At 59.8% G+C, this 18,036-nt stretch carries 16 protein-coding genes; 10 read left to right on the top strand and 6 right to left on the bottom strand.

Translation table 11 applies throughout. From position 1 onward, the window contains the following. Positions 1–329 precede the first annotated feature (329 nt). The 4 genes from RE428_RS01110 to RE428_RS01125 all read left to right on the top strand — a co-directional run bounded on the left by RE428_RS01110 (position 330) and on the right by RE428_RS01125 (position 4,526). The gene (locus tag RE428_RS01110) at positions 330–1,355 is read left to right on the top strand and encodes an amino acid ABC transporter substrate-binding protein (RefSeq protein WP_004579391.1); all 1,026 of its coding nucleotides are present in this window, start codon (positions 330–332) and stop codon (positions 1,353–1,355) included. Positions 1,356–1,446: 91 nt separating this feature from the next. Continuing rightward, on the top strand, positions 1,447–2,634 hold the full coding sequence (locus tag RE428_RS01115) for an amino acid ABC transporter permease (RefSeq protein ID WP_004579390.1): 1,188 nt from the start codon (positions 1,447–1,449) through the stop codon (positions 2,632–2,634). Then, on the top strand, positions 2,634–3,719 hold the full coding sequence (locus tag RE428_RS01120; protein ID WP_004579389.1) for an amino acid ABC transporter permease: 1,086 nt from the start codon (positions 2,634–2,636) through the stop codon (positions 3,717–3,719). Before RE428_RS01115 ends, RE428_RS01120 begins: the two co-directional genes overlap by 1 nt. Positions 3,720–3,815: 96 nt before the next feature. Continuing rightward, positions 3,816–4,526 carry an amino acid ABC transporter ATP-binding protein gene (locus tag RE428_RS01125; protein WP_227500263.1) on the top strand — a complete coding sequence of 237 codons (711 nt, stop codon included), beginning with the start codon at positions 3,816–3,818 and terminating at the stop codon, positions 4,524–4,526. A 134-nt stretch (positions 4,527–4,660) separates the two neighbouring features. Here the strand turns inward: RE428_RS01125 and RE428_RS01130 are convergent, their stop codons facing one another. Further along, on the bottom strand, positions 4,661–5,284 hold the full coding sequence (locus RE428_RS01130; RefSeq protein ID WP_004579387.1) for a YbhB/YbcL family Raf kinase inhibitor-like protein: 624 nt from the start codon (positions 5,282–5,284) through the stop codon (positions 4,661–4,663). 377 nt (positions 5,285–5,661) lie between these two features. Here RE428_RS01130 and RE428_RS01135 point away from each other — a divergent pair, with 377 nt between their 5' ends. Together RE428_RS01135 and RE428_RS01140 are read left to right on the top strand one after the other, a co-directional pair. Then, positions 5,662–6,969, top strand: coding sequence for an NAD(P)/FAD-dependent oxidoreductase (locus RE428_RS01135; RefSeq protein WP_004579386.1), 1,308 nt, complete (start codon positions 5,662–5,664; stop codon positions 6,967–6,969). 93 nt (positions 6,970–7,062) lie between these two features. After that, positions 7,063–7,989 carry a sterol desaturase family protein gene (locus RE428_RS01140; RefSeq protein WP_004579385.1) on the top strand — a complete coding sequence of 309 codons (927 nt, stop codon included), beginning with the start codon at positions 7,063–7,065 and terminating at the stop codon, positions 7,987–7,989. Between the two features lie 102 nt (positions 7,990–8,091). Here the strand turns inward: RE428_RS01140 and RE428_RS01145 are convergent, their stop codons facing one another. After that, positions 8,092–9,354: an amidohydrolase/deacetylase family metallohydrolase gene (locus RE428_RS01145; RefSeq protein WP_004579384.1), complete on the bottom strand. Its 1,263-nt coding sequence runs from the start codon at positions 9,352–9,354 to the stop codon at positions 8,092–8,094. A 234-nt stretch (positions 9,355–9,588) separates the two neighbouring features. Between RE428_RS01145 and RE428_RS01150 the strand changes: the two genes are divergently transcribed. The 4 genes from RE428_RS01150 to RE428_RS01165 all read left to right on the top strand — a co-directional run bounded on the left by RE428_RS01150 (position 9,589) and on the right by RE428_RS01165 (position 14,525). After that, positions 9,589–11,991 (top strand): xanthine dehydrogenase family protein molybdopterin-binding subunit, encoded by a 2,403-nt coding sequence (locus RE428_RS01150; protein WP_004579383.1) that lies wholly within the window; start codon positions 9,589–9,591, stop codon positions 11,989–11,991. Beyond that, the gene (locus RE428_RS01155) at positions 11,988–12,800 is read left to right on the top strand and encodes an FAD binding domain-containing protein (protein ID WP_004579382.1); all 813 of its coding nucleotides are present in this window, start codon (positions 11,988–11,990) and stop codon (positions 12,798–12,800) included. Before RE428_RS01150 ends, RE428_RS01155 begins: the two co-directional genes overlap by 4 nt. Then, entirely contained in the window at positions 12,790–13,926 is a 1,137-nt protein-coding gene (locus tag RE428_RS01160; RefSeq protein WP_004579381.1) for a xanthine dehydrogenase family Fe-S subunit, read from the top strand. The genes RE428_RS01155 and RE428_RS01160 overlap by 11 nt, the downstream gene beginning before the upstream one ends. A 98-nt stretch (positions 13,927–14,024) precedes the next feature. Continuing rightward, positions 14,025–14,525: a MarR family winged helix-turn-helix transcriptional regulator gene (locus RE428_RS01165; protein ID WP_004579380.1), complete on the top strand. Its 501-nt coding sequence runs from the start codon at positions 14,025–14,027 to the stop codon at positions 14,523–14,525. Between the two features lie 35 nt (positions 14,526–14,560). On the opposite strand, the gene RE428_RS01170 is transcribed toward RE428_RS01165, so the two are convergent. The 4 genes from RE428_RS01170 to RE428_RS01185 are packed head-to-tail and all read right to left on the bottom strand — an operon-like array spanning position 14,561 to position 17,993. After that, positions 14,561–15,280, bottom strand: coding sequence for an ABC transporter ATP-binding protein (locus RE428_RS01170; protein ID WP_004579379.1), 720 nt, complete (start codon positions 15,278–15,280; stop codon positions 14,561–14,563). Then, positions 15,267–16,076, bottom strand: coding sequence for an ABC transporter ATP-binding protein (locus RE428_RS01175; protein ID WP_004579378.1), 810 nt, complete (start codon positions 16,074–16,076; stop codon positions 15,267–15,269). Before RE428_RS01175 ends, RE428_RS01170 begins: the two co-directional genes overlap by 14 nt. Continuing rightward, the gene (locus RE428_RS01180) at positions 16,073–17,119 is read right to left on the bottom strand and encodes a branched-chain amino acid ABC transporter permease (protein WP_004579377.1); all 1,047 of its coding nucleotides are present in this window, start codon (positions 17,117–17,119) and stop codon (positions 16,073–16,075) included. The genes RE428_RS01175 and RE428_RS01180 overlap by 4 nt, the downstream gene beginning before the upstream one ends. A 1-nt stretch (position 17,120) precedes the next feature. Further along, the gene (locus RE428_RS01185; RefSeq protein WP_004579376.1) at positions 17,121–17,993 is read right to left on the bottom strand and encodes a branched-chain amino acid ABC transporter permease; all 873 of its coding nucleotides are present in this window, start codon (positions 17,991–17,993) and stop codon (positions 17,121–17,123) included. Positions 17,994–18,036: the final 43 nt, after the last annotated feature.

The following is an 18,036-nucleotide window of genomic DNA, read 5'->3' on the forward strand; positions in this document are numbered from 1 at the left end:
CACAATGCAGCGTCACTAAATTAAGCTCGAAAACCATCTTCCGGGTCAGGCAGGCAAACCGCCGGTACAGATTTCAACTGTACTGTTCACCAAATCGGTGCAATTTTGAAATTTTCCCCTATTCTGTACTCAGGCTTTCATGATTGGTCAGGTTTTCAAACCGCGCACTAATAAGGGGCAGTTTTGCTCCCCGAATGAATGCCAAAAGCTGTGGTTTTGCGCGATAGCGTAATCTAAATAAAACAAAATCAACAACTTGCAAAGCTTGGCTTAGGCCTTGCTGTTGCGGGGTTGCTATGCACACAACCGAGATTCGGAGACGACTCATAATGAAAAAACTGATAACACTCGCTGCGGGAGCGGCTACGCTGATTGGCACACTGGCAGCCGGTAATGCCATGGCGGCAACCACCCTGGAAAGCGTGAAAGATAGAGGTCATCTTCAATGTGGTGTAACCACCGGTCTGCCGGGCTTTTCACAACCGGACGACAAAGGTAACTGGACCGGCATCGACGTGGATACCTGTCGCGCGGTAGCCGCGGCAATTTTTGGTGACGGCGCCAAGGTACAGTTCACCCCGCTGACGGCCAAGGAGCGCTTCACGGCGTTGCAGTCCGGCGAAATCGATGTGCTATCCCGTAACACCACCTGGACCCTGACGCGTGATGCATCCCTGGGTCTGAACTTCACGGGAACCAACTACTACGACGGTCAGGGTTTCCTGGTACGTAAGGAAATTGGCGTAAGCGATGCCTCCGAACTGGACGGCGCCACCTTCTGTATCCAGGCCGGCACCACCACCGAGCTCAACCTGGCGGATTACTTCCGCGCCAACGATATGGAGTTCAAGCCGCTGGTCTTCGACACCTCCGAGCAGACCGTACAGGGCTTCGCTTCAGGCCGCTGTGACGTACTGACCTCCGACCGTTCCCAGTTGGCGGCGCTTCGCTCCAAGCTGTCGGATCCGTCTAGCGCGGTGATCCTGCCGAACACCATCTCCAAGGAGCCGTTGGGCCCGGTGGTGCGCCAGGGTGACGACCAGTGGTTCAACATCGTCAAGTGGGTCCTGTTCGCGCAGATCAACGCTGAAGAGCTGGGCATCACCTCCGAGAACGTCGACAAGATGAAAGAGTCCGACAACCCCAATATCCAGCGTCTGCTGGGCACCGACGGTGATATGGGTGAGAAGCTCGGTCTGCCGGCTGAGTTCGGCTATGACATCGTCAAGGAAGTGGGCAACTACGGCGAAATGTACAACCGCAACGTCGGCCCGGGGACCCCGCTCGACCTGGAGCGTGGGCTGAACGCCCTGTGGACCGAAGGCGGCATCATGTACGCGCCGCCGCTGCGCTAATACCCGATAGCAACTGCAAACCGGCGGACGCCTGTCCGTCGGTTTGTGCCTTGAATAACGCATTACCCAAGGGTGCTTTTCGGGATTCTGCATGAACGACTCTAACCCCCATTACGAACAAACCCGGCGTAAGCCCTGGAATGATCCACGGGTACGCGCACTCATCTTCCAGGCCGTAGCGATTGCTGCGGTTTTCTGGTCTGGCTGGGCGCTAATCGATAATACGCTGGCCAATATGGAAAGCCGCGGTATCAGTACCGGCTTCGATTTCCTCAACCAGTCCGCCGGCTTCGGCATCATCATGAGCCTGATTCCCTATGACGCGACCATGTCCTATGGCCGAACGTTCTGGGTCGGGTTGCTCAATACCCTGTTGGTCTCCGGAATGGGGATCATCGCTGCAACCGTTCTGGGCTTCATCATCGGCGTTGCTAGGCTCTCCAGCAACTGGTTGATTGCCAAGATCGCGCTGGTCTATGTTGAGGTGATCCGAAACATCCCGCTGCTGCTGCAGATTTTCTTCTGGTATTTCGCCGTGTTGCGGAACCTGCCATCACCCCGACAGAGTGTCGATGTGGGTGGCCTGCTGTTTCTCAACAACCGGGGCCTCTATCTTCCCGATCCCGTGGCTGAGCCCGGTTTTGGCTGGGTGGCCGCAGCGATTGTCATTGCCATCGCTGCCGTGGTCATCATCCGTATCCTGGCCAAGCGTCGGCAGATGGCAACAGGTAAGATATTCCCGACAGTCAAGGTGAGCGTTGCTGTCCTGATCGGACTGCCGCTGCTTGCCTACCTGGCAGCGGGTGGGCCTATTTCCTGGGATATTCCCGAGCTGAAAGGCTTTAACTTCGGCGGCGGCATCACCATGATCCCGGAACTCGCCGCGCTCTGGTTCGCCCTGTCGATCTATACCGCGAGCTTTATCGCCGAGATCGTTCGTTCCGGCATCATGGCGGTCAGCAAGGGTCAGACCGAAGCCGCGCAGGCACTCGGGCTGAAATCCGGAATGACCCTGCGTCTGGTGGTTATCCCCCAGGCCATGCGCGTCATCATCCCGCCCCTGACCAGCCAATACCTGAACCTGGTGAAGAACTCGTCCCTCGCGACGGCCATTGGCTATCCGGACCTGGTGTCCGTGTTCATGGGCACGACCCTGAACCAGACCGGCCAGGCGGTGGAAGTGGTCGCCATGACCATGGGCGTCTACCTCACGATCAGTCTGCTGATTTCCCTGTTCATGAACATCTACAACCGCGCCGTCGCGCTTAAGGAGAGATGATGACCGAGTCAGTAATGTCACCTCCGAAGCGCACCGTCGGCCCGGTCCAGTGGGTGCGCCGGAACCTGTTCAACACCTGGTACAACACCTTGCTGACGGTGGTGATCGGCTATCTGCTGGTCACCAGTGTCGGGCCCCTGTTGAACTGGCTGTTCCTCGATGCCAACTTCATCGGCGATTCGCCGGAAGCCTGTGTGGGCGAAGGGGCCTGCTGGGTGTTCATCAACCAGCGGCTGAACTTCTTCATCTACGGGTTTTACCCCGGCGACGAACAGTGGCGGGTCAACATCATGTTCGCCCTGTTGGCGATCTGCATCGTTCCGCAGTTCATCGAGGGCTTCCCGGCCCGGCGTTGGCTCGGTCTGTTTGCAGTGAGCGGTCTGCCCATTGTCGGCTATTTCCTGATCAGCGGTGGCTGGTTCGGACTGGAAACGGTTCCTACCCATAAATGGGGCGGACTAATGCTGACGCTGATCCTTGCGTATGTCGGGATATTGGCGTCGCTGCCGATCGGTATCGTGCTGGCGCTGGGCCGGCGCTCGGATATGCCGATCATCCGCGGTATCTGCGTGGTCTTTATCGAAGTCTGGCGGGCGGTGCCGTTGATCACCGTTCTATTCATGGCTTCGGTGATGTTGCCGCTGTTCCTGCCTGAAGGGATGAACTTCGAGAAGCTGCTGCGTGCGCTGATCGGGATTACCCTCTGGCAGTCAGCCTACATGGCGGAAGTGGTCCGTGGTGGCCTGCAGGCGATCCCTCGCGGCCAGTACGAGGCAGCCAGCGCGCTGGGTCTCGGATACTGGCGCAAGATGGGTCTGATCGTGCTGCCCCAGGCACTCAAGCTGGTCATCCCCGGCATCGTCAACACCTTTATTGCCCTGTTCAAGGACACCACCCTGGTGCTGATCATCGGCCTGTTCGACATACTCGGAACGGTCCAGTCGACAGTCACTGACCCCGCATGGCAGAACGTTGCGATCGAGGGCTATGTCTTCGTCGCCTTCTGTTTCTGGGTGTTCTGCTTCGGTATGTCCCGCTACAGCCAGAACCTTGAACGCAAGCTTGATACCGGTCACAGGACCTGATGGATACGAAACATGAGTGAACAGACGCAAAGTACGCAGGACCAGCAGGTCGTGGATTCCGCCAAGGCGGAGAAAACCATCATCCGCGTGGAAGACATGCACAAGTGGTATGGCAGCTTCCACGTGCTCAAGGGCCTCAACCTGGATGTTTCCCAGGGCGAGCGGATCGTCATCTGTGGCCCGTCAGGTTCGGGTAAATCCACCTTCATCCGCTGCATCAACCGGCTGGAAGAACACCAGCAGGGTAAGATCATCGTCGATGATGTGGAACTGACCGACGACGTGCGCCAGATCGACAGCGTGCGGCGGGAAGTCGGCATGGTGTTCCAGCACTTCAACCTGTTCCCACACATGACTGTGCTGGAGAACTGCTGCGTAGCGCCGATCTGGGTTCGCAAGACGCCGCGTAAGGAAGCCGAAGCCACCGCAATGGACTACCTCAAGCGGGTCAAGATCCCGGACCAGGCCCACAAGTACCCGGGCCAACTATCCGGCGGTCAGCAGCAGCGGGTCGCCATCGCCCGTGCATTGTGTATGAAGCCCAAGATCATGCTGTTCGACGAGCCGACGTCAGCGTTGGATCCAGAGATGATCAAGGAGGTGCTCGACACCATGATCGAACTGGCCAGTAGCGGCATGACCATGATTTGCGTAACGCACGAGATGGGCTTCGCCAAAACGGTCGCGGACCGGGTGATTTTCATGGACGGCGGCGAGATCGTCGAATCGGCGCCGCCCCATGATTTCTTCGGCAATCCGCAGGAAGCACGGACCCAGCAGTTCCTGCAGCAGATCTTGCATCACTGAGGACTGCGCCGGACGGTCAGGTCCCCTTCTTGCGGTGGAGATTTCGCCGGACGGATAGACAAAGGGCACGCTCGGAAGCGTGCCCTTTGTTTTTCAGGATTTTTCGACTGGATCATACGACCTGTCGGCTTTAATTACCGCAAATCCGGGTTCAGGGTGTAAGTGCCGGTGACACGGGCGGAGGCCAGTACGTGGTCCTTCATGGCTTCGCGCACGGCGTCGCCCTCGAATTCTCCGGTCAGACCCAGGCTTTCGACGTCGAGGGCATGGACCTCATAGTGGTAATGGTGCACCAACTCGTCGTTCCAGGGTGGGCAGGGACCGTCATAGCCGCCGTAGGTGCCGGCCATGTCAGGGTTGCCTGCAAGAAAGTGGGTAAAGGTGTTAACACCACGGACACCTATCGGACCGGATCCGGGCGGCTTGCCTTTGGGGATAACGCCATCGCTGTCGGCGCCTTCGGGAATCCGGGTCATATCTGGCGGAACATCCACCAGCAGCCAGTGGAAGAAATCCACCCGGGGCAGATCTCTGGGCACCACCTTGCCTTCCTGGTTGACGTCATCCGCCTTGCTGGGCACATCCGGGTCGAACATGATGACCACGAAGCTCTTGGTGCCTTCGGGCGCATCCGACCACTCCAGCTCCGGATTGCGGTTGGGACCGAAACTCATATGGTCCTCTTCGCTATATACGCCAAAGGCGAATGTTTCCGGAACTGGCTGTCCGTCGGTGATGCCTTTCACTGTAAGTTTCACGGTTGGCTCCTTGTTGGGATTGATTCGTGCACTCCGGATGCTGTGATCTCGGGAAATTTGGTTACGCCCTGAACACGAGGTAGAAAGGGTTCAGGACGTAACCAACGGCTTCCTTGGTAAATCTGCTTATGTTTTATCAGTCCGATTTTCTCTATGTCTAGTGTTTACGGCGTTGTTCAGATCATCGGCAGTCGTTGCATCGCGGTGGCAGATCGCTACCATGCCCCTCGGAAGTCGCATTGAGCCGCCTGTAGCCTCTGGTTACGATAATGTCAGATGTTACCGGCCCTTGCGCAAGTGAAGACAGCCAAAGGCTTTCCCTCCGTCTGGAACGGAAGGCAGAGCGTTTGGCTGTCTTTTCTTATGGAATCTAAACAATGGAAACTCTGCACCACATCGTGGTCGTCGGCGGTGGCGCCGGTGGTCTTGAGCTTGTCACGCGCCTGGGAAACAAGCTGGGAAAGAAGAAAAAGGCCCGCATCACCCTGGTCGACTCCGGCCTCACCCACGTCTGGAAACCGCTCCTGCACGAAGTGGCCTCCGGCTCCCTGGACGCCAGCGCCAACGAGATAAACTACCGGGCTCACGCCCGCAAGCACCACTACGAATTCCAACTGGGCCGCATGGGTGGGCTGGATCGCGACAAGCGCCAGATTGTGATCGATGCCTTCCATGATGAAGAGGGGCAAGAAGTCGTTCCTGCACGGCACATCACCTACGACACCCTGGTCATCGCTGTAGGCAGCACCGCCAATGATTTCGGCACTCCAGGCGCCCAGGAGCACTGCCTGTTCCTGGACAGTCTGCGCCAGGCCAGGCGCTTCCACAACCTGATGCTCAATGCCTTCCTGCGCAAGAACCACGAAGCGCAGGAGGGACGCCCCCACACCCTGCCGATCACGATTATCGGTGCAGGTGCGACCGGGGTGGAGCTTGCGGCAGAGCTGCGTCTGGCTTCTCGCGAGTTGCCCGTCTACGGCATGAATCACCTACGACCGGAAGACGTCAGTATCACCATCATCGAAGCCGCAGACCGAATCCTGCCGGCACTTCCGACGCGTCTCTCCAAGGGGGCAACCCGGGAGCTTGAGCGGCTCAACGTCAAGGTGCTCACTGGCGATCCCGTGCGGGAGATCCGACCGCAAAGCCTGGTGATAGATGGCACGGAAATTCCCTCGGAAATGACCATCTGGGCTGCTGGCATCAAGGCGCCGGCCTTCCTGGCCGAACTCGACGGTCTTGAAACCAATCGCGGGAACCAACTGGTGGTGAAACAGACCCTGCAAACCACGAACGACGTCAACATCTTTGCTTTGGGCGATTGCGCTGCCTGCCCACAGCCGGACTCCGACCGACCGGTGCCGCCCCGGGCCCAGGCTGCGCACCAGCAGGCGGACGCCCTGTTTGAGACCCTGGTCAACCGGTTGCAGGGCAAGGACGCGGTGGCCTTCGTCTACAACGACCACGGCTCGCTGATCAACTTCAGTCGTTACACCACCGTCGGTAACTTGATGGGCAACCTGTCCGGTCGCAGCATGTACATCGAAGGCAAGGTGGCGCGGCTGTTCTATATCTCCCTCTACCGCATGCATCAGGTGGCCCTGCACGGTCTGCTTCGCACCGGTGTGATCTGGCTGATGGACCGCATCAGCCGCGCCATGCACCCGCGCCTGAAACTGCACTGACGGAATTTGCCAGTCAATCCGTCGGAATCGGCCAGCGGTTCCGGCGCAAGCCGGTGTCATACTGGCTCCAGTGTAGATGCTACTGGAGCCAGTATGTCCCCGACACCCCTGACGGATCTTCTCGGTTTCGACCCTCACCTGGTCACCCTTGCCCTGGCGCCGGTCTTCCTGCTGGCCATGGCGGGTGAGTGGCTGCATTTGCGAGGCAGTCAGGGGGCCTACCCGTCGGCGACGTACACCTGGGCCGATACCCTGAGCAACATGATGCTGGCGGGCCTGTATCAGGCCAGCGACGTGCTGGCGGCTTTGCTGACAATCGTTGTCTATAACGCCCTGTTTGACGTGCGTCTGTTCGAGATTCCCTTCACGGCGTGGTCGGTGGTGCTGCTCTTCATCATCCAGGACTTTGTCTACTATTGGTTCCACCGTGCCCATCACCGCGTGCGCTGGTTCTGGTGTTCCCACGTGGTGCATCATTCGTCGGAAAAGCTCAACCTGTCCACCGCGTTCCGCCAGAGTGTCACCTATCCGATCACCGGCATGTGGCTGTTCTGGTTGCCGATCGTGCTGATTGGCTTTCCGCCGGAGACGGTGATTTTCGCGGTCGCCATCAGTCTTGCCTACCAGTTCTTTATCCACACCCAGACTGTTGGCAAATTGGGGCCACTGGAATGGGTGCTCAACACCCCTTCCCACCATCGCGCCCACCACGGTCGCAATCCGAAGTACATCGACCGTAATTACGGCGGCATCCTGATCATCTGGGATCGCCTGTTCGGCACCTTCGTCGAGGAAGATGAGAACGAACAGCCAGACTACGGTATCCCACGGCAGATCCGTACTCACAACCCGGTAACGCTGAATTTCCATGAGTGGCGGGATATGTACCGTGACGCAACCACGCCGGGGCTAACCTTCAAGGAGCGCTGGCTGGTTTTGTTCGGCCCGCCGGAGTACGCCGGGCAACGTCTGCGGTGCGATTCGAAGGACAACACGACGGAAGCTCAGCAGGTGGCCTGAAGGCAAGTGGGCGAGGCGAGGGCCTCTAGCAAGAGGGCGAGCTCTCCCGCTAGAGGTCCATTGCGGCACAGCGCAGCTCTGTGTGCCTACGTGTATGTCGAATCAGCTGGCCAGATCCATCGGCTCAACCACGACGGGGCTGTCGACGTCATAGCGAACCCCTTCGCGCAGCGAGAATACGGGGCGAATTGCTTCCGTTGCTGTTACGGTCATGCCGCTGTTGTCCGATAGCGTGAAACGTCCGGTTTCGCGCTCCAATACAGCAATATCCGCAGTCTTCCCGACCGCAAGGCTGCCGATTTCGTCGTCGATACCCAGCATCCCGGCGGCGTTGCTGGTGACTGTAGCTACGACATCTGTCAGCGGCATGCCCAGGGCCAGTAGTTCCGTCATGGCATGGGTCAGACAGAACCGGGTCTTGCCGAAGAACGGGTTGGACTCCCGGTTCGTCGCTTTCACCTGGCCGGCGTCAGTGTTGTAGCCATGCATATCCGCCCCCAAAGTCGTGGGGAGGATGCCGGCTTCAATGACTTTCTGCGCCATCTCGAAGCTGAAATGGGAACCATGGCCGACGTCTACCCGCAAGCCACGGTCAAGTCCTTCGCGGATGATGGGATGGAGTTCGCCAGTCTTGCAGGAGATAAATCCGCCGGGGTGTCGGGTAAACGGATGAGCAAGAATATCGCCTTCCTGCATCAGCGGAACGAGCTCTTCGATCACGGTGTCGGGGTCGTCGATGCCCTTGCCTGCCTCTGGCCAGAGTTGGCCCAGGTGGATGTAAAGTGGGACGCCAATGCCCCGTGCGATATCCCGTGCCTGCTTGATCACTTCCATGCCCCAACGGGATTTGCCACCCACTTCCGCATGCGCCTTGATGCCCTTGACCAGATCGCGGTTGGCCAGGCCAATCTCGATAGTGCGTTTCACGTCCACGTCTTCGGGGCTGTAGAGCTGTGGGTAGTGATGCCCTTCGAGGCCACCCACCAGGTAAGCCGAGAGGAAGCACAGTACACGGCTGGCTGCTGGTTCGGCGACATAATGACGGAAAGCGGGCAGGGTCATCAGGCTCGGACCACCCTGATCAACCAGTGTCGAGACCCCGGCGCGGACGCCGCAGCTATCAGGGTTGAGCCCGAAACTACCGGTGACGTGCTCAAAGATATGAGCGTGCGTATCGATAAGGCCAGGGGCGATCAGCTTGTCTTCAGTGTTGATCACCTCGCTGGCCAGTTCCGGTGCCAGCCCGGCTTCCAAAGCAGCAATCCGGCCGTCCTTTATGGCGATATCCAGCATGCGATCAAGGCGTTGCGCCGGATCGACGACGCGGCCTCCTTTTAACAGCAGATCATAGGGTCTGCCTTCCATAAACGTTCTCCTCTTTCTCTGACGGCAGGCATGGATTGTGCCTTTGAACCCTTCCAGGCGCCGATAGGCTTAAAAAAATATGCAGCACACTGATTAATGGTATACAGTGATTCCGTAAAAATACACAGTGTACTGACTAATTTTATGAATTGATTTTCTCTATTAACAGTAAGTTGTCGTTTTGAAAGCTGATTCTTAATGAGTTCGGAAGACGGTTTCCGGAGGAAGGCAAAGGTGCAAGACAAGCAGGCTGATAAGGCTATGGTGACCCGCGGGGTCGGGGCCAGAAAGGTGCGCAAGGAAGACGATCGCTACATGAGAGGGCGAGGCGAGTATGTGGGCGATATGGCCCTTCCCGGCATGCTTGAGTTGGCCTTCCTGCGCAGCCCGGTGGCACATGGGAAGCTGAAGACGGTGACCAAGCCGGCAGGCGCGGAAGATCGTGTCTTCGTGGCTGACGATCTTGCTGGCGTGAAGGCTATCCTGGCCGATTCGGCCCTGCCCGGATTCAAGTCGTCCGAACAGCCCGTCCTGGCCAGGGATAAGGTGCGCTACGCCGGCGAGTTGGTCGCCGCCTGCGTTGCCACGAGCCGGGCGGACGCGGAGGACCTGATCGATGCAACCGGCCTCGATATCGAAACCCTGCCGGCGGTAGCGGATATGCTAAAGGCGTTGGAGCCACAGGCACCGCTGATTCACGAACACTGGGGGGATAACGTTTTCCAGCACACCCTGGTCGATGGCGATATCGAGACTGTCCGCCGGGAAGCGGCGATACGGATTGAGCGCGAGTACCGTACGTCGCGCCAGTGTATGTCGCCCATGGAGGGCCGCGGTGTGGTGACGTTCTGGGACAATCGCCTGGAGCAGCTCCAAGTCTATACCTCGACCCAGATGCCGCACATCGTGCGCACCGGACTTTGTGAATGCCTGGGGCTCAGTCACGAGCAGATTCGCGTGGTTGCTCCTGATGTAGGTGGTGGTTTCGGGTACAAAGGTATTCTGTTGCCGGAGGAAGTCTGCGCCGCCTGGCTGGCGATGCATTTGCGCCGTCCGATCCGCTGGCTTGAGGATCGCCGGGAGCAGCTCACGGCCAATGCCAATTGCCGCGAGCATCATTACCGCGTCACGGCTTACGGTGATGAACAGGGACGCTTGCTGGCCCTGGACACCACAGCGGTGGTGGATGCCGGAGCTTACTCCGCCTACCCGTTTTCCGCCTGCCTGGAAGGTGCCCAGGTCGCCAGTATCCTGCCAGGGCCCTACGATTTTAAAGCTTACCGTTGCAGTACCACGTCAACAGCCACCAACAAACCGCCGATCCTGCCCTACCGCGGTGTGGCCCGGACAGGGGTCTGTTTTGCCATGGAGCTGACCATGGATGCCCTGGCAAGAGCGGCGGGACGCGAGCCCTCGGATGTGCGGATGGAATGCCTGATCCGCCCTGAATCCATGCCGTTTGACAACATTACAGGTAAGCATTTCGACAGTGGCGATTACCCCGAGTGCCTGCGCCGGGCCGTTGAAGCCATCGACCTCAAGGCGGTGCGCGAGCGCCAGAAGACGCCTGAGGAAGACGGCCGGCTGATCGGTGTCGGTATGGCCATCTTCTGTGAACAATCCGCCCACGGTACATCGGTCTATGCCGGATGGGGCATTCCCATGGTGCCCGGCCATGAGCAGGCTGTCGTGCGCCTGACCCCTGATGGTGCCCTTGAGGTGCGGGTGGGCATCCATTCCCACGGCCAGGGCCTGGAAACCACGTTGGCCCAGGTGGCCGAAGAAATCCTCGGTATCGACACGGATCGTGTCCGGGTCATTCATGGCGACACGGCATTGACGCCGTATTCTACCGGCACCTGGGGATCCCGCTGCATGGTTATGGCAGGCGGCGCCGTGGCCAGGGCCTGCCGAACGCTGGCGGAACGGGTGGCAAATATCGGGGCCTGCCTGCTGGATGTGCCGGCGGAGTCAGTCACGGTCGGCGATGGCATCGTATCGAATAGCCAGGACGAGCGGACTGTCAGCCTGGAAGAGGTGGCACGCACCTGGTATCTCAGACCCCAGCACCTGCCCGATAACGTGGATTCCGGAGGCCTGGAGGTCACTCTGGGTTATAAGGCCGATCGGGACAGTGGCACCTTCAGCTATGCGTGTCATGCCGTGGTGGTCGCCGTGGACCCGGAACTTGGAACCACCGAAATACTGGATTATGTGGTGGTCGAGGATGGTGGGGTTTTGGTCAATCCGATGATCGTAGACGGCCAAATCTACGGTGGCATTGCCCAAGGCATCGGCACTGCCCTGTATGAGGAAATGCCATTTGATCGAAACGGCCAGCCTCTAGCCTCAACGCTGGCGGATTATCTTTTGCCAGGGGCGACCGAAGTGCCGGCGGTGGAGATCGATCATATGGAGACCCCCTCGCCCTATACCGAGTTCGGCCAGAAGGGTATCGGTGAAAGCGGCGCTATTGGACCGCCCGCTGCTATCGTCAATGCGGTGAACGATGCCCTCAGCCCCTTGGGCGCGGAAATCTGTGAGGTGCCGGTGACACCGCAGCGTTTGCTGCGGGCGATTGCCCGGGCCTCTGTTACGCCCCAGAAAGAGGCCAGCCCCGTGGAGGCCGCATCATGAAACCCCAGGCGTTTGACTATTATCGGGCAGATGACCTTGCCGATGCCTGCCAGAAGATGACTGCCGGGGAGGTACGACCCATCGCGGGTGGTCAGTCCCTCGGTCCCATGCTCAATCTGCGCCTGGCGCGGCCGGACGCGTTGTTGGACGTCGCCATCCTGCGGGAACTGCGTGGCTGCCAACGAATAACCGGAGGCGTACTGATCGGCTCGGCAGTGACCCACGCCGAGATTGAAGACGGACTCGTGCCCGATAACACTCGAGGTATCCTGCCGCGAATTGCGCGGGGCATTGCCTATCGTGCCGTGCGCAGTCGCGGCACCATGGGCGGCAGCCTCGCACATGCCGACCCGGCTGCGGACTGGATCACCACGCTGACGGCCCTGGGCGCACAGGTCATCCTCCAGCGGCCATCGTCGCAGGGAAGTACCCGGCGCATGTACCTCAATGATTTCGTGACCGGCGCCATGCAGACGGCGCTATCACCCGACGAGTTGCTGGTCGCGGTGTTTGTTCCGGATGTGGCCGCCGATAGCCGCTTTGGTTACTTCAAGCTGTGCCGCAAGACCGGCGAGCTGGCTCACGCCATGGGGGCGGTGTTTCGTGCCGCCAACGGGGATGGACAACGCGTCGTTTTCGGCGCACTGCCGGGAGCGCCCTTGCTGCTGGCGGGCAGCGATGCGCTCGATCAGGAGTCGTGGCGCGGCGCCTTGGCCGAACGGTACCCGGATATGGACGAGGCGGATATCACGGTTCGCCTGCATGTGATGAACAAGGCGTTGAAGCGGAGTCAGATCCATGAACAGTAAAGTCGTGACCATCAACGACCGGGCAGTGCCCCTGGATGTCGAGCCGCGGCGTAACCTCGCCGATTTCGTGCGGGAGGATCTGTTGTTGACCGGCACCCACGTTGGCTGTGAGCAGGGCATCTGTGGGGCCTGTACGGTGGTCAGGGATGGGCGTCCGGTACGCTCGTGCCTGACGTGGGCCGTAGGCTGCGAGGGCAGCAATGTCCGTACGATAGAGGCCTACGACGACGATCCGGTGATGACTCGCCTGCGTGAGGCTTTTTCGGCCGAGCACGCGTTGCAATGCGGTTTTTGCACCCCGGGCATGTTGATTACGGCCCAGGATATCGTCCGCCGGTTTGCCGGACAGACGATCGACGATGAGCGAATCCGCTACGAGTTGAGCGGCAATCTATGTCGATGTACCGGCTACGTCGGTATCGTGCGGGCGATCCAGCGCGTGCTTGCCAGTTATCAGGACGAGAAACCCGAAGTCGCCCCGGTGGGGGCGCTGGAAACACTGGATCTCGGTGATCTCGATGCCATACCGGTCGAGGAAGGCGCATCCGCAGCAGGCCGGGCCGCAACCCGTAGCCAGGTGGACGGTAATGGGCGTCGTATCGAGTCGACGTTCGAGCTGCCCCATCCGCCGGCATACGTCTGGACCGTCCTGCGTGACGAGCTGCCCTCCGTCGTTGCCTGTTTACCCGGCGCGGAGCTGACCCGCCTGGACGACGACGGTACGCTTGCTGGCTTCTTCAACGTCAAGCTGGGCCCCGTGGCCGCACGTATTGCTGGTGAAGGGACCGCGACGTTCGACGATGACACCTGGCAAGGCCGGGTGGACGGCCAGGGTTCGGACAGCCGTTCCAACTCCAGAGCCAAGGGTAGTCTGTCGTTTCAGTTGGAGGCGGCGGGTGATGCCCAATGCCAGATGACGGTCGCCATCAGTTTTGAGATGAGTGGTGCCCTGGCCCAGTTCAGTCGGGGCGGCCTGGTGGAAGAAATCGTTAGTGTGCTGATTGAACAGTTCCAGGCTAATTTTGATCGTCACATGGCCGGTGAGGCGCCTCTGGAGACCCGCTCCCTGGGGCTTTTCCAGCTTGCCTGGATGGCGCTAAGGCGTTGGCTGCGGCGTATTTTCTAACGCCGGTATAGACTTATGAATTGGCGTTGGCGGGTCGGTATAGGTAACAATGACGGCCCCTTAGATTAGGCCCCGACAAGGAAATAGAGGTTCCGCCCATGCCAAAGACAGCCAAGGCCGGTGCATCGCAGATGGCGCCGGAGGACCGCCTCGGTATTCTCGCGGAGCGTCCCGGCTTCCTGATCCGCCGCCTTCACCAGATTCACGTGGCGTTGTTCCATGATGAGTGCGAAGCCTATGGGCTAACGCCGGTCCAATACAGTGTGCTGACGGCTTTGCAGGGGGACGAGCTGGATCAGAAACGGCTGGGTCAGCGGGTCGGTATCGACCGTGCCACGACGACGGAAGTATTGCGAAGGCTCGATAAGGCCGGCTGGATCGAGCGGCGCAAATGTACGGAAGACGCCCGCCGTCAGCTGGCACGCCTGACGCCTGCTGGTGAATCGCTGCTGGCGGAGGTGGAGGACAGCGCCCGCCGCGCCCACGAACGGACGATAGAACCCTTGACCAAAGCGGAGCGCGAACGTTTCATCCGCTATATGAGCAAGATCGTCAGCGCCAATAACGATCATGGCCGGGCGTCACTGAAGTTGCCCTGAGGCAGGATAAAGGCCCGCGTGGCGGGCCGTTCGTGTCAGGCGCTGGCGGCTTCCCCTCCGAGGTAGATCCGCCGGATATCGGGGTTGGCCAGCATCTCTTCCGCAGTACCACTGAGCATCACTTCGCCGGTACTGAGCAGATACGACCGGTCACACAGTTCCAGCGCGGCGTAGGCATTCTGCTCCACCATCAGGACCGTCGTCCCGCCCTCACAGATTTCCGATACCAGTTTGAAGACCTGCTCGACGAAGTTCGGCGCCAGTCCCAGGGACGGTTCGTCGAACATCACCAGACGGGGACGTGACATCAGCGCCCGGGCAATGGCCAGCATCTGTTGCTCACCACCGGAGAGCGTGCCAGCTGACTGGCGGATCCGCTCGGCCAGGCGGGGGAACATGCCCAGCATGCGGTCGATGTCCGCTTTGATACCCTGGCGGTCGTAGCGCCGGAAGGCGCCCATCTCCAGATTTTCCCGAACCGTCAGTTGGGGGAAGACCCGTCGGCCCTCCGGGCAATGGGCGATGCCCAGGCGAATGATGTCCTGCGGCGCGGCATTCTGGATCGGGTCGCCCTCGAACAGGATGCGGCCGCTGCGCACGGGCTCAAGGCCGCTGATCGCCCGGAGCGTGGTGGACTTGCCGGCCCCATTGGCGCCAATCAGGGTCACGAATTCCCCTTCATTCACGTCCATGGATACATTGTCCACCGCCACGGTGGCGCCGTAGCAGACCGTTACGTTTTCAAGCTTGAGCACGTTTCACCCCCGAGCCCAGATAGGCTTCGATAACATCCGGGTTGGTCTGGATAGCCTGAGGATCGCCTTCGGCAATGACCCTGCCCTGATTGAGTACGACGATATGGTCCGAAATCGACATCACCATATGCATGTCATGCTCCACCAGGAGCACCGTTACGCCCGAATCGCCGATACGGCGGATCATGGCCTTGAAGGCATCGGTTTCGGACGGATTCAGTCCCGCTGCCGGCTCGTCCAGCAGCAGGATCTTTGGACTGGCGGCGAGGGCGATTCCAACCCCGAGGATGCGTTGCTCGCCGTAGGAGAGCGACCCTGCCCGTTCATCCGCGCGATGGCGCAGGTCGAGGAAATCCAGCATGCCGTCCACCTTGGTGCGCAGTTCGGCTTCTTCCTTGCGGAAGGCCGTTAACCTGAGCAGCGATTGCAGCAGTGAAGCCCGGCCCTGCAGGTGGTAGGCGGTCAGCAGGTTGTCGAACACCGTTTGATCGTCAAACACGCTGGTCCGCTGGAAGCTGCGCACCAGTCCGCGGGAGGCAATGCTATGGGGCGAGTGGCCGGTGATATCCGCATCGAACAGATGCACGCTGCCGGCCGTGGGCGGCATGTACCCGGAAATCACGTTGAAAGCGGTGGTCTTGCCGGCGCCGTTGGGGCCGATCAGGCTGACGATCTGGCCCGCCGGAATGCTGAACGTAACGTTGTCCAGTGCCACCAGGCCGGCGATCTTCATGGTAATACCGTCCAGTGACAGCACGGTGCGGCCCGGCTGGTCGGCTTCGGTCGCGCTGTTCATGATTTCGCTCCCTGGACCAGTGATGATTTGGACTTGCGCGGCTGTTCCGTGCCGGGTTTGCGCAGCCAGGCGATGAAATCATAAAAGGCAGGCACCAGGCCTCTCGGCAGGAAGAGCAGGATCGCGATCATCGTGACGCCATAGATCACCCACTGGACTTCCGGCCCGACGACACCCCGCAGCAGTTCGGGCATCAAGCCAAAGATCAGGCCCCCGATCACCGGGCCGCCCAGGGTGCCCTTGCCGCCGGCAATGACCATGATCACCATGGTGACCGTGTAGATGAACAGGAAGACGTCGGGATCGATGATACGGACCGTGTGCGAGTAGAGGCCACCTGCGGCTCCGGCGATCGCTGCGGAGATAATGGTGGCCAGGGCCAGGTAATAGGTCACCGGAATCCCGACTGAGGTGGCCAGGGTTTCGTTCTCCCGCAGGGCAATCATGGCGCGGCCCTGGCGGGAGTTGACCAACATGGCGACCAGCAGGTAAGCCAGGATACCGATGGCCAGTACCAGCCAGTAGATGGCCGCCTTGGAGGTGAGCGAGATGATGCCTTCCCCGGGCACCCAGAGTGTCAGTGCCGGAATCGATATCAGGCCCATGGGGCCTTCGGTCAGGTCGGTCCAGTTCAGCGAAATCATCCGCATGACCTGGGCGAAACTGATGGTGATGACCACAAAATAGGCACCGCGGACCTTGAATGCCAGCTTGCCCACCAGCCAACCGAAGAAGCCGGTGACGACAATCGCCGTAAGGAAGGCGATCCAGACAGGTTTGGCGTCCACCTGCCAGGTCAGGCCGAAGCCCAGGTCGATGCTGAAACCGAGCGACATCAATGCGCTGGTGTAGGCGCCGATACCGAAGAAGGCCGCGTGGCCCAGGGACAGCTGGCCGGTGTAGCCCAGTAGCAGGTTGAGGCTGATGGCCGCGATGATCATAATGCCTGCCGAGCCCATGACTGAAAGCACATAAGGGTCGGGCCAGACCACGGGCAACAGGCAGAGCACAACCACAAAGACAAAAAACAGGGTCCAGTTCATATCAGCCCACCCTTTCCTTGACCGAGAACAGCCCCTGAGGGCGGAACAGCATGACGATAATGATGACCAGGAAACCGAACGCGTCACGGTAGGCACTGGAGATGTAGCTGGCACCGAACTCTTCGATAAACGCGAGCAGGAAGCCCCCCAGGGCTGCACCGCCGAGGTTGCCCAGTCCACCGAGGATGACGATGGCAAAAGCCTTCAGGCTCGCCAGGTCGCCCATCATCGGGGTAGCGACGAACATGGGCGCCAGCAGCGCGCCGGCGACTGCGGCCATGGCGGAGCCCAGGGCAAAGGTCAGGGTGTAGATGCGCTTGACGTTCACGCCGACGATTCTCGCCGCATCCTGGTCCTGGAATGTCGCACGGATGGCCAGGCCGAAGCGGGTTCGTTCGATGCCCAGGTAGAAAATAAACAGGAGGATTGCGGCCACCCCAAAGACGAAAAGGCGTGTGGGTGCAATCGAAATCGAACCGAACGAAATCGGCTCCTGTGAAAACGGCGTGGGGATGATCTTGGCAACGCCTCCCCAGGCCAGCAATTCGAGGTTCTGCATGACAATCATGATGCCGATCATGATGAGCATCACTTCATCGATATTTTTGAGGTCCTTGCGTCTCAGGAAAACGAACTCGATGAGGGCGCCCACCAGCATCCCGACGGCTGCGGCGACCAGGATGGAGGAAAAGAAGTCCAGCTTAAGGAGGGCCACCATGCCATACGCAACATAGGCCCCCAGGGTATAAAGCTCACCATGGGCGAAATTCACCACGCGCATGATGCCGAAGATAATGGTCAGGCCAATGCCCAGCAGCGCATAGGTCGAGCCCAGCACCATGGCATTGACGATATGTTGAAAGATTTCGTCCACTTGCCCGCTCCCGGAGATGGTTCTGGCGGTCACACGCGGGCCC

Source organism: Marinobacter nanhaiticus D15-8W (assembly GCF_036511935.1).
Lineage (GTDB): Bacteria > Pseudomonadota > Gammaproteobacteria > Pseudomonadales > Oleiphilaceae > Marinobacter_A > Marinobacter_A nanhaiticus.

Bases quoted from the DNA above. Each gene is read 5' to 3' on its own strand.
- RE428_RS01180 (WP_004579377.1), bottom strand. From the start codon at position 17,119: ATGAACTGGACCCTGTTTTTTGTCTTTGTGGTTGTGCTCTGCCTGTTG.
- RE428_RS01175 (WP_004579378.1), bottom strand. From the start codon at position 16,076: ATGAACAGCGCGACCGAAGCCGACCAGCCGGGCCGCACCGTGCTGTCA.
- RE428_RS01125 (WP_227500263.1), top strand. From the start codon at position 3,816: ATGCACAAGTGGTATGGCAGCTTCCACGTGCTCAAGGGCCTCAACCTG.
- RE428_RS01145 (WP_004579384.1), bottom strand. From the start codon at position 9,354: ATGGAAGGCAGACCCTATGATCTGCTGTTAAAAGGAGGCCGCGTCGTC.
- RE428_RS01115 (WP_004579390.1), top strand. From the start codon at position 1,447: ATGAACGACTCTAACCCCCATTACGAACAAACCCGGCGTAAGCCCTGG.
- RE428_RS01165 (WP_004579380.1), top strand. From the start codon at position 14,025: ATGCCAAAGACAGCCAAGGCCGGTGCATCGCAGATGGCGCCGGAGGAC.
- RE428_RS01110 (WP_004579391.1), top strand. From the start codon at position 330: ATGAAAAAACTGATAACACTCGCTGCGGGAGCGGCTACGCTGATTGGC.
- RE428_RS01120 (WP_004579389.1), top strand. From the start codon at position 2,634: ATGACCGAGTCAGTAATGTCACCTCCGAAGCGCACCGTCGGCCCGGTC.
- RE428_RS01135 (WP_004579386.1), top strand. From the start codon at position 5,662: ATGGAAACTCTGCACCACATCGTGGTCGTCGGCGGTGGCGCCGGTGGT.
- RE428_RS01160 (WP_004579381.1), top strand. From the start codon at position 12,790: ATGAACAGTAAAGTCGTGACCATCAACGACCGGGCAGTGCCCCTGGAT.
- RE428_RS01140 (WP_004579385.1), top strand. From the start codon at position 7,063: ATGTCCCCGACACCCCTGACGGATCTTCTCGGTTTCGACCCTCACCTG.
- RE428_RS01155 (WP_004579382.1), top strand. From the start codon at position 11,988: ATGAAACCCCAGGCGTTTGACTATTATCGGGCAGATGACCTTGCCGAT.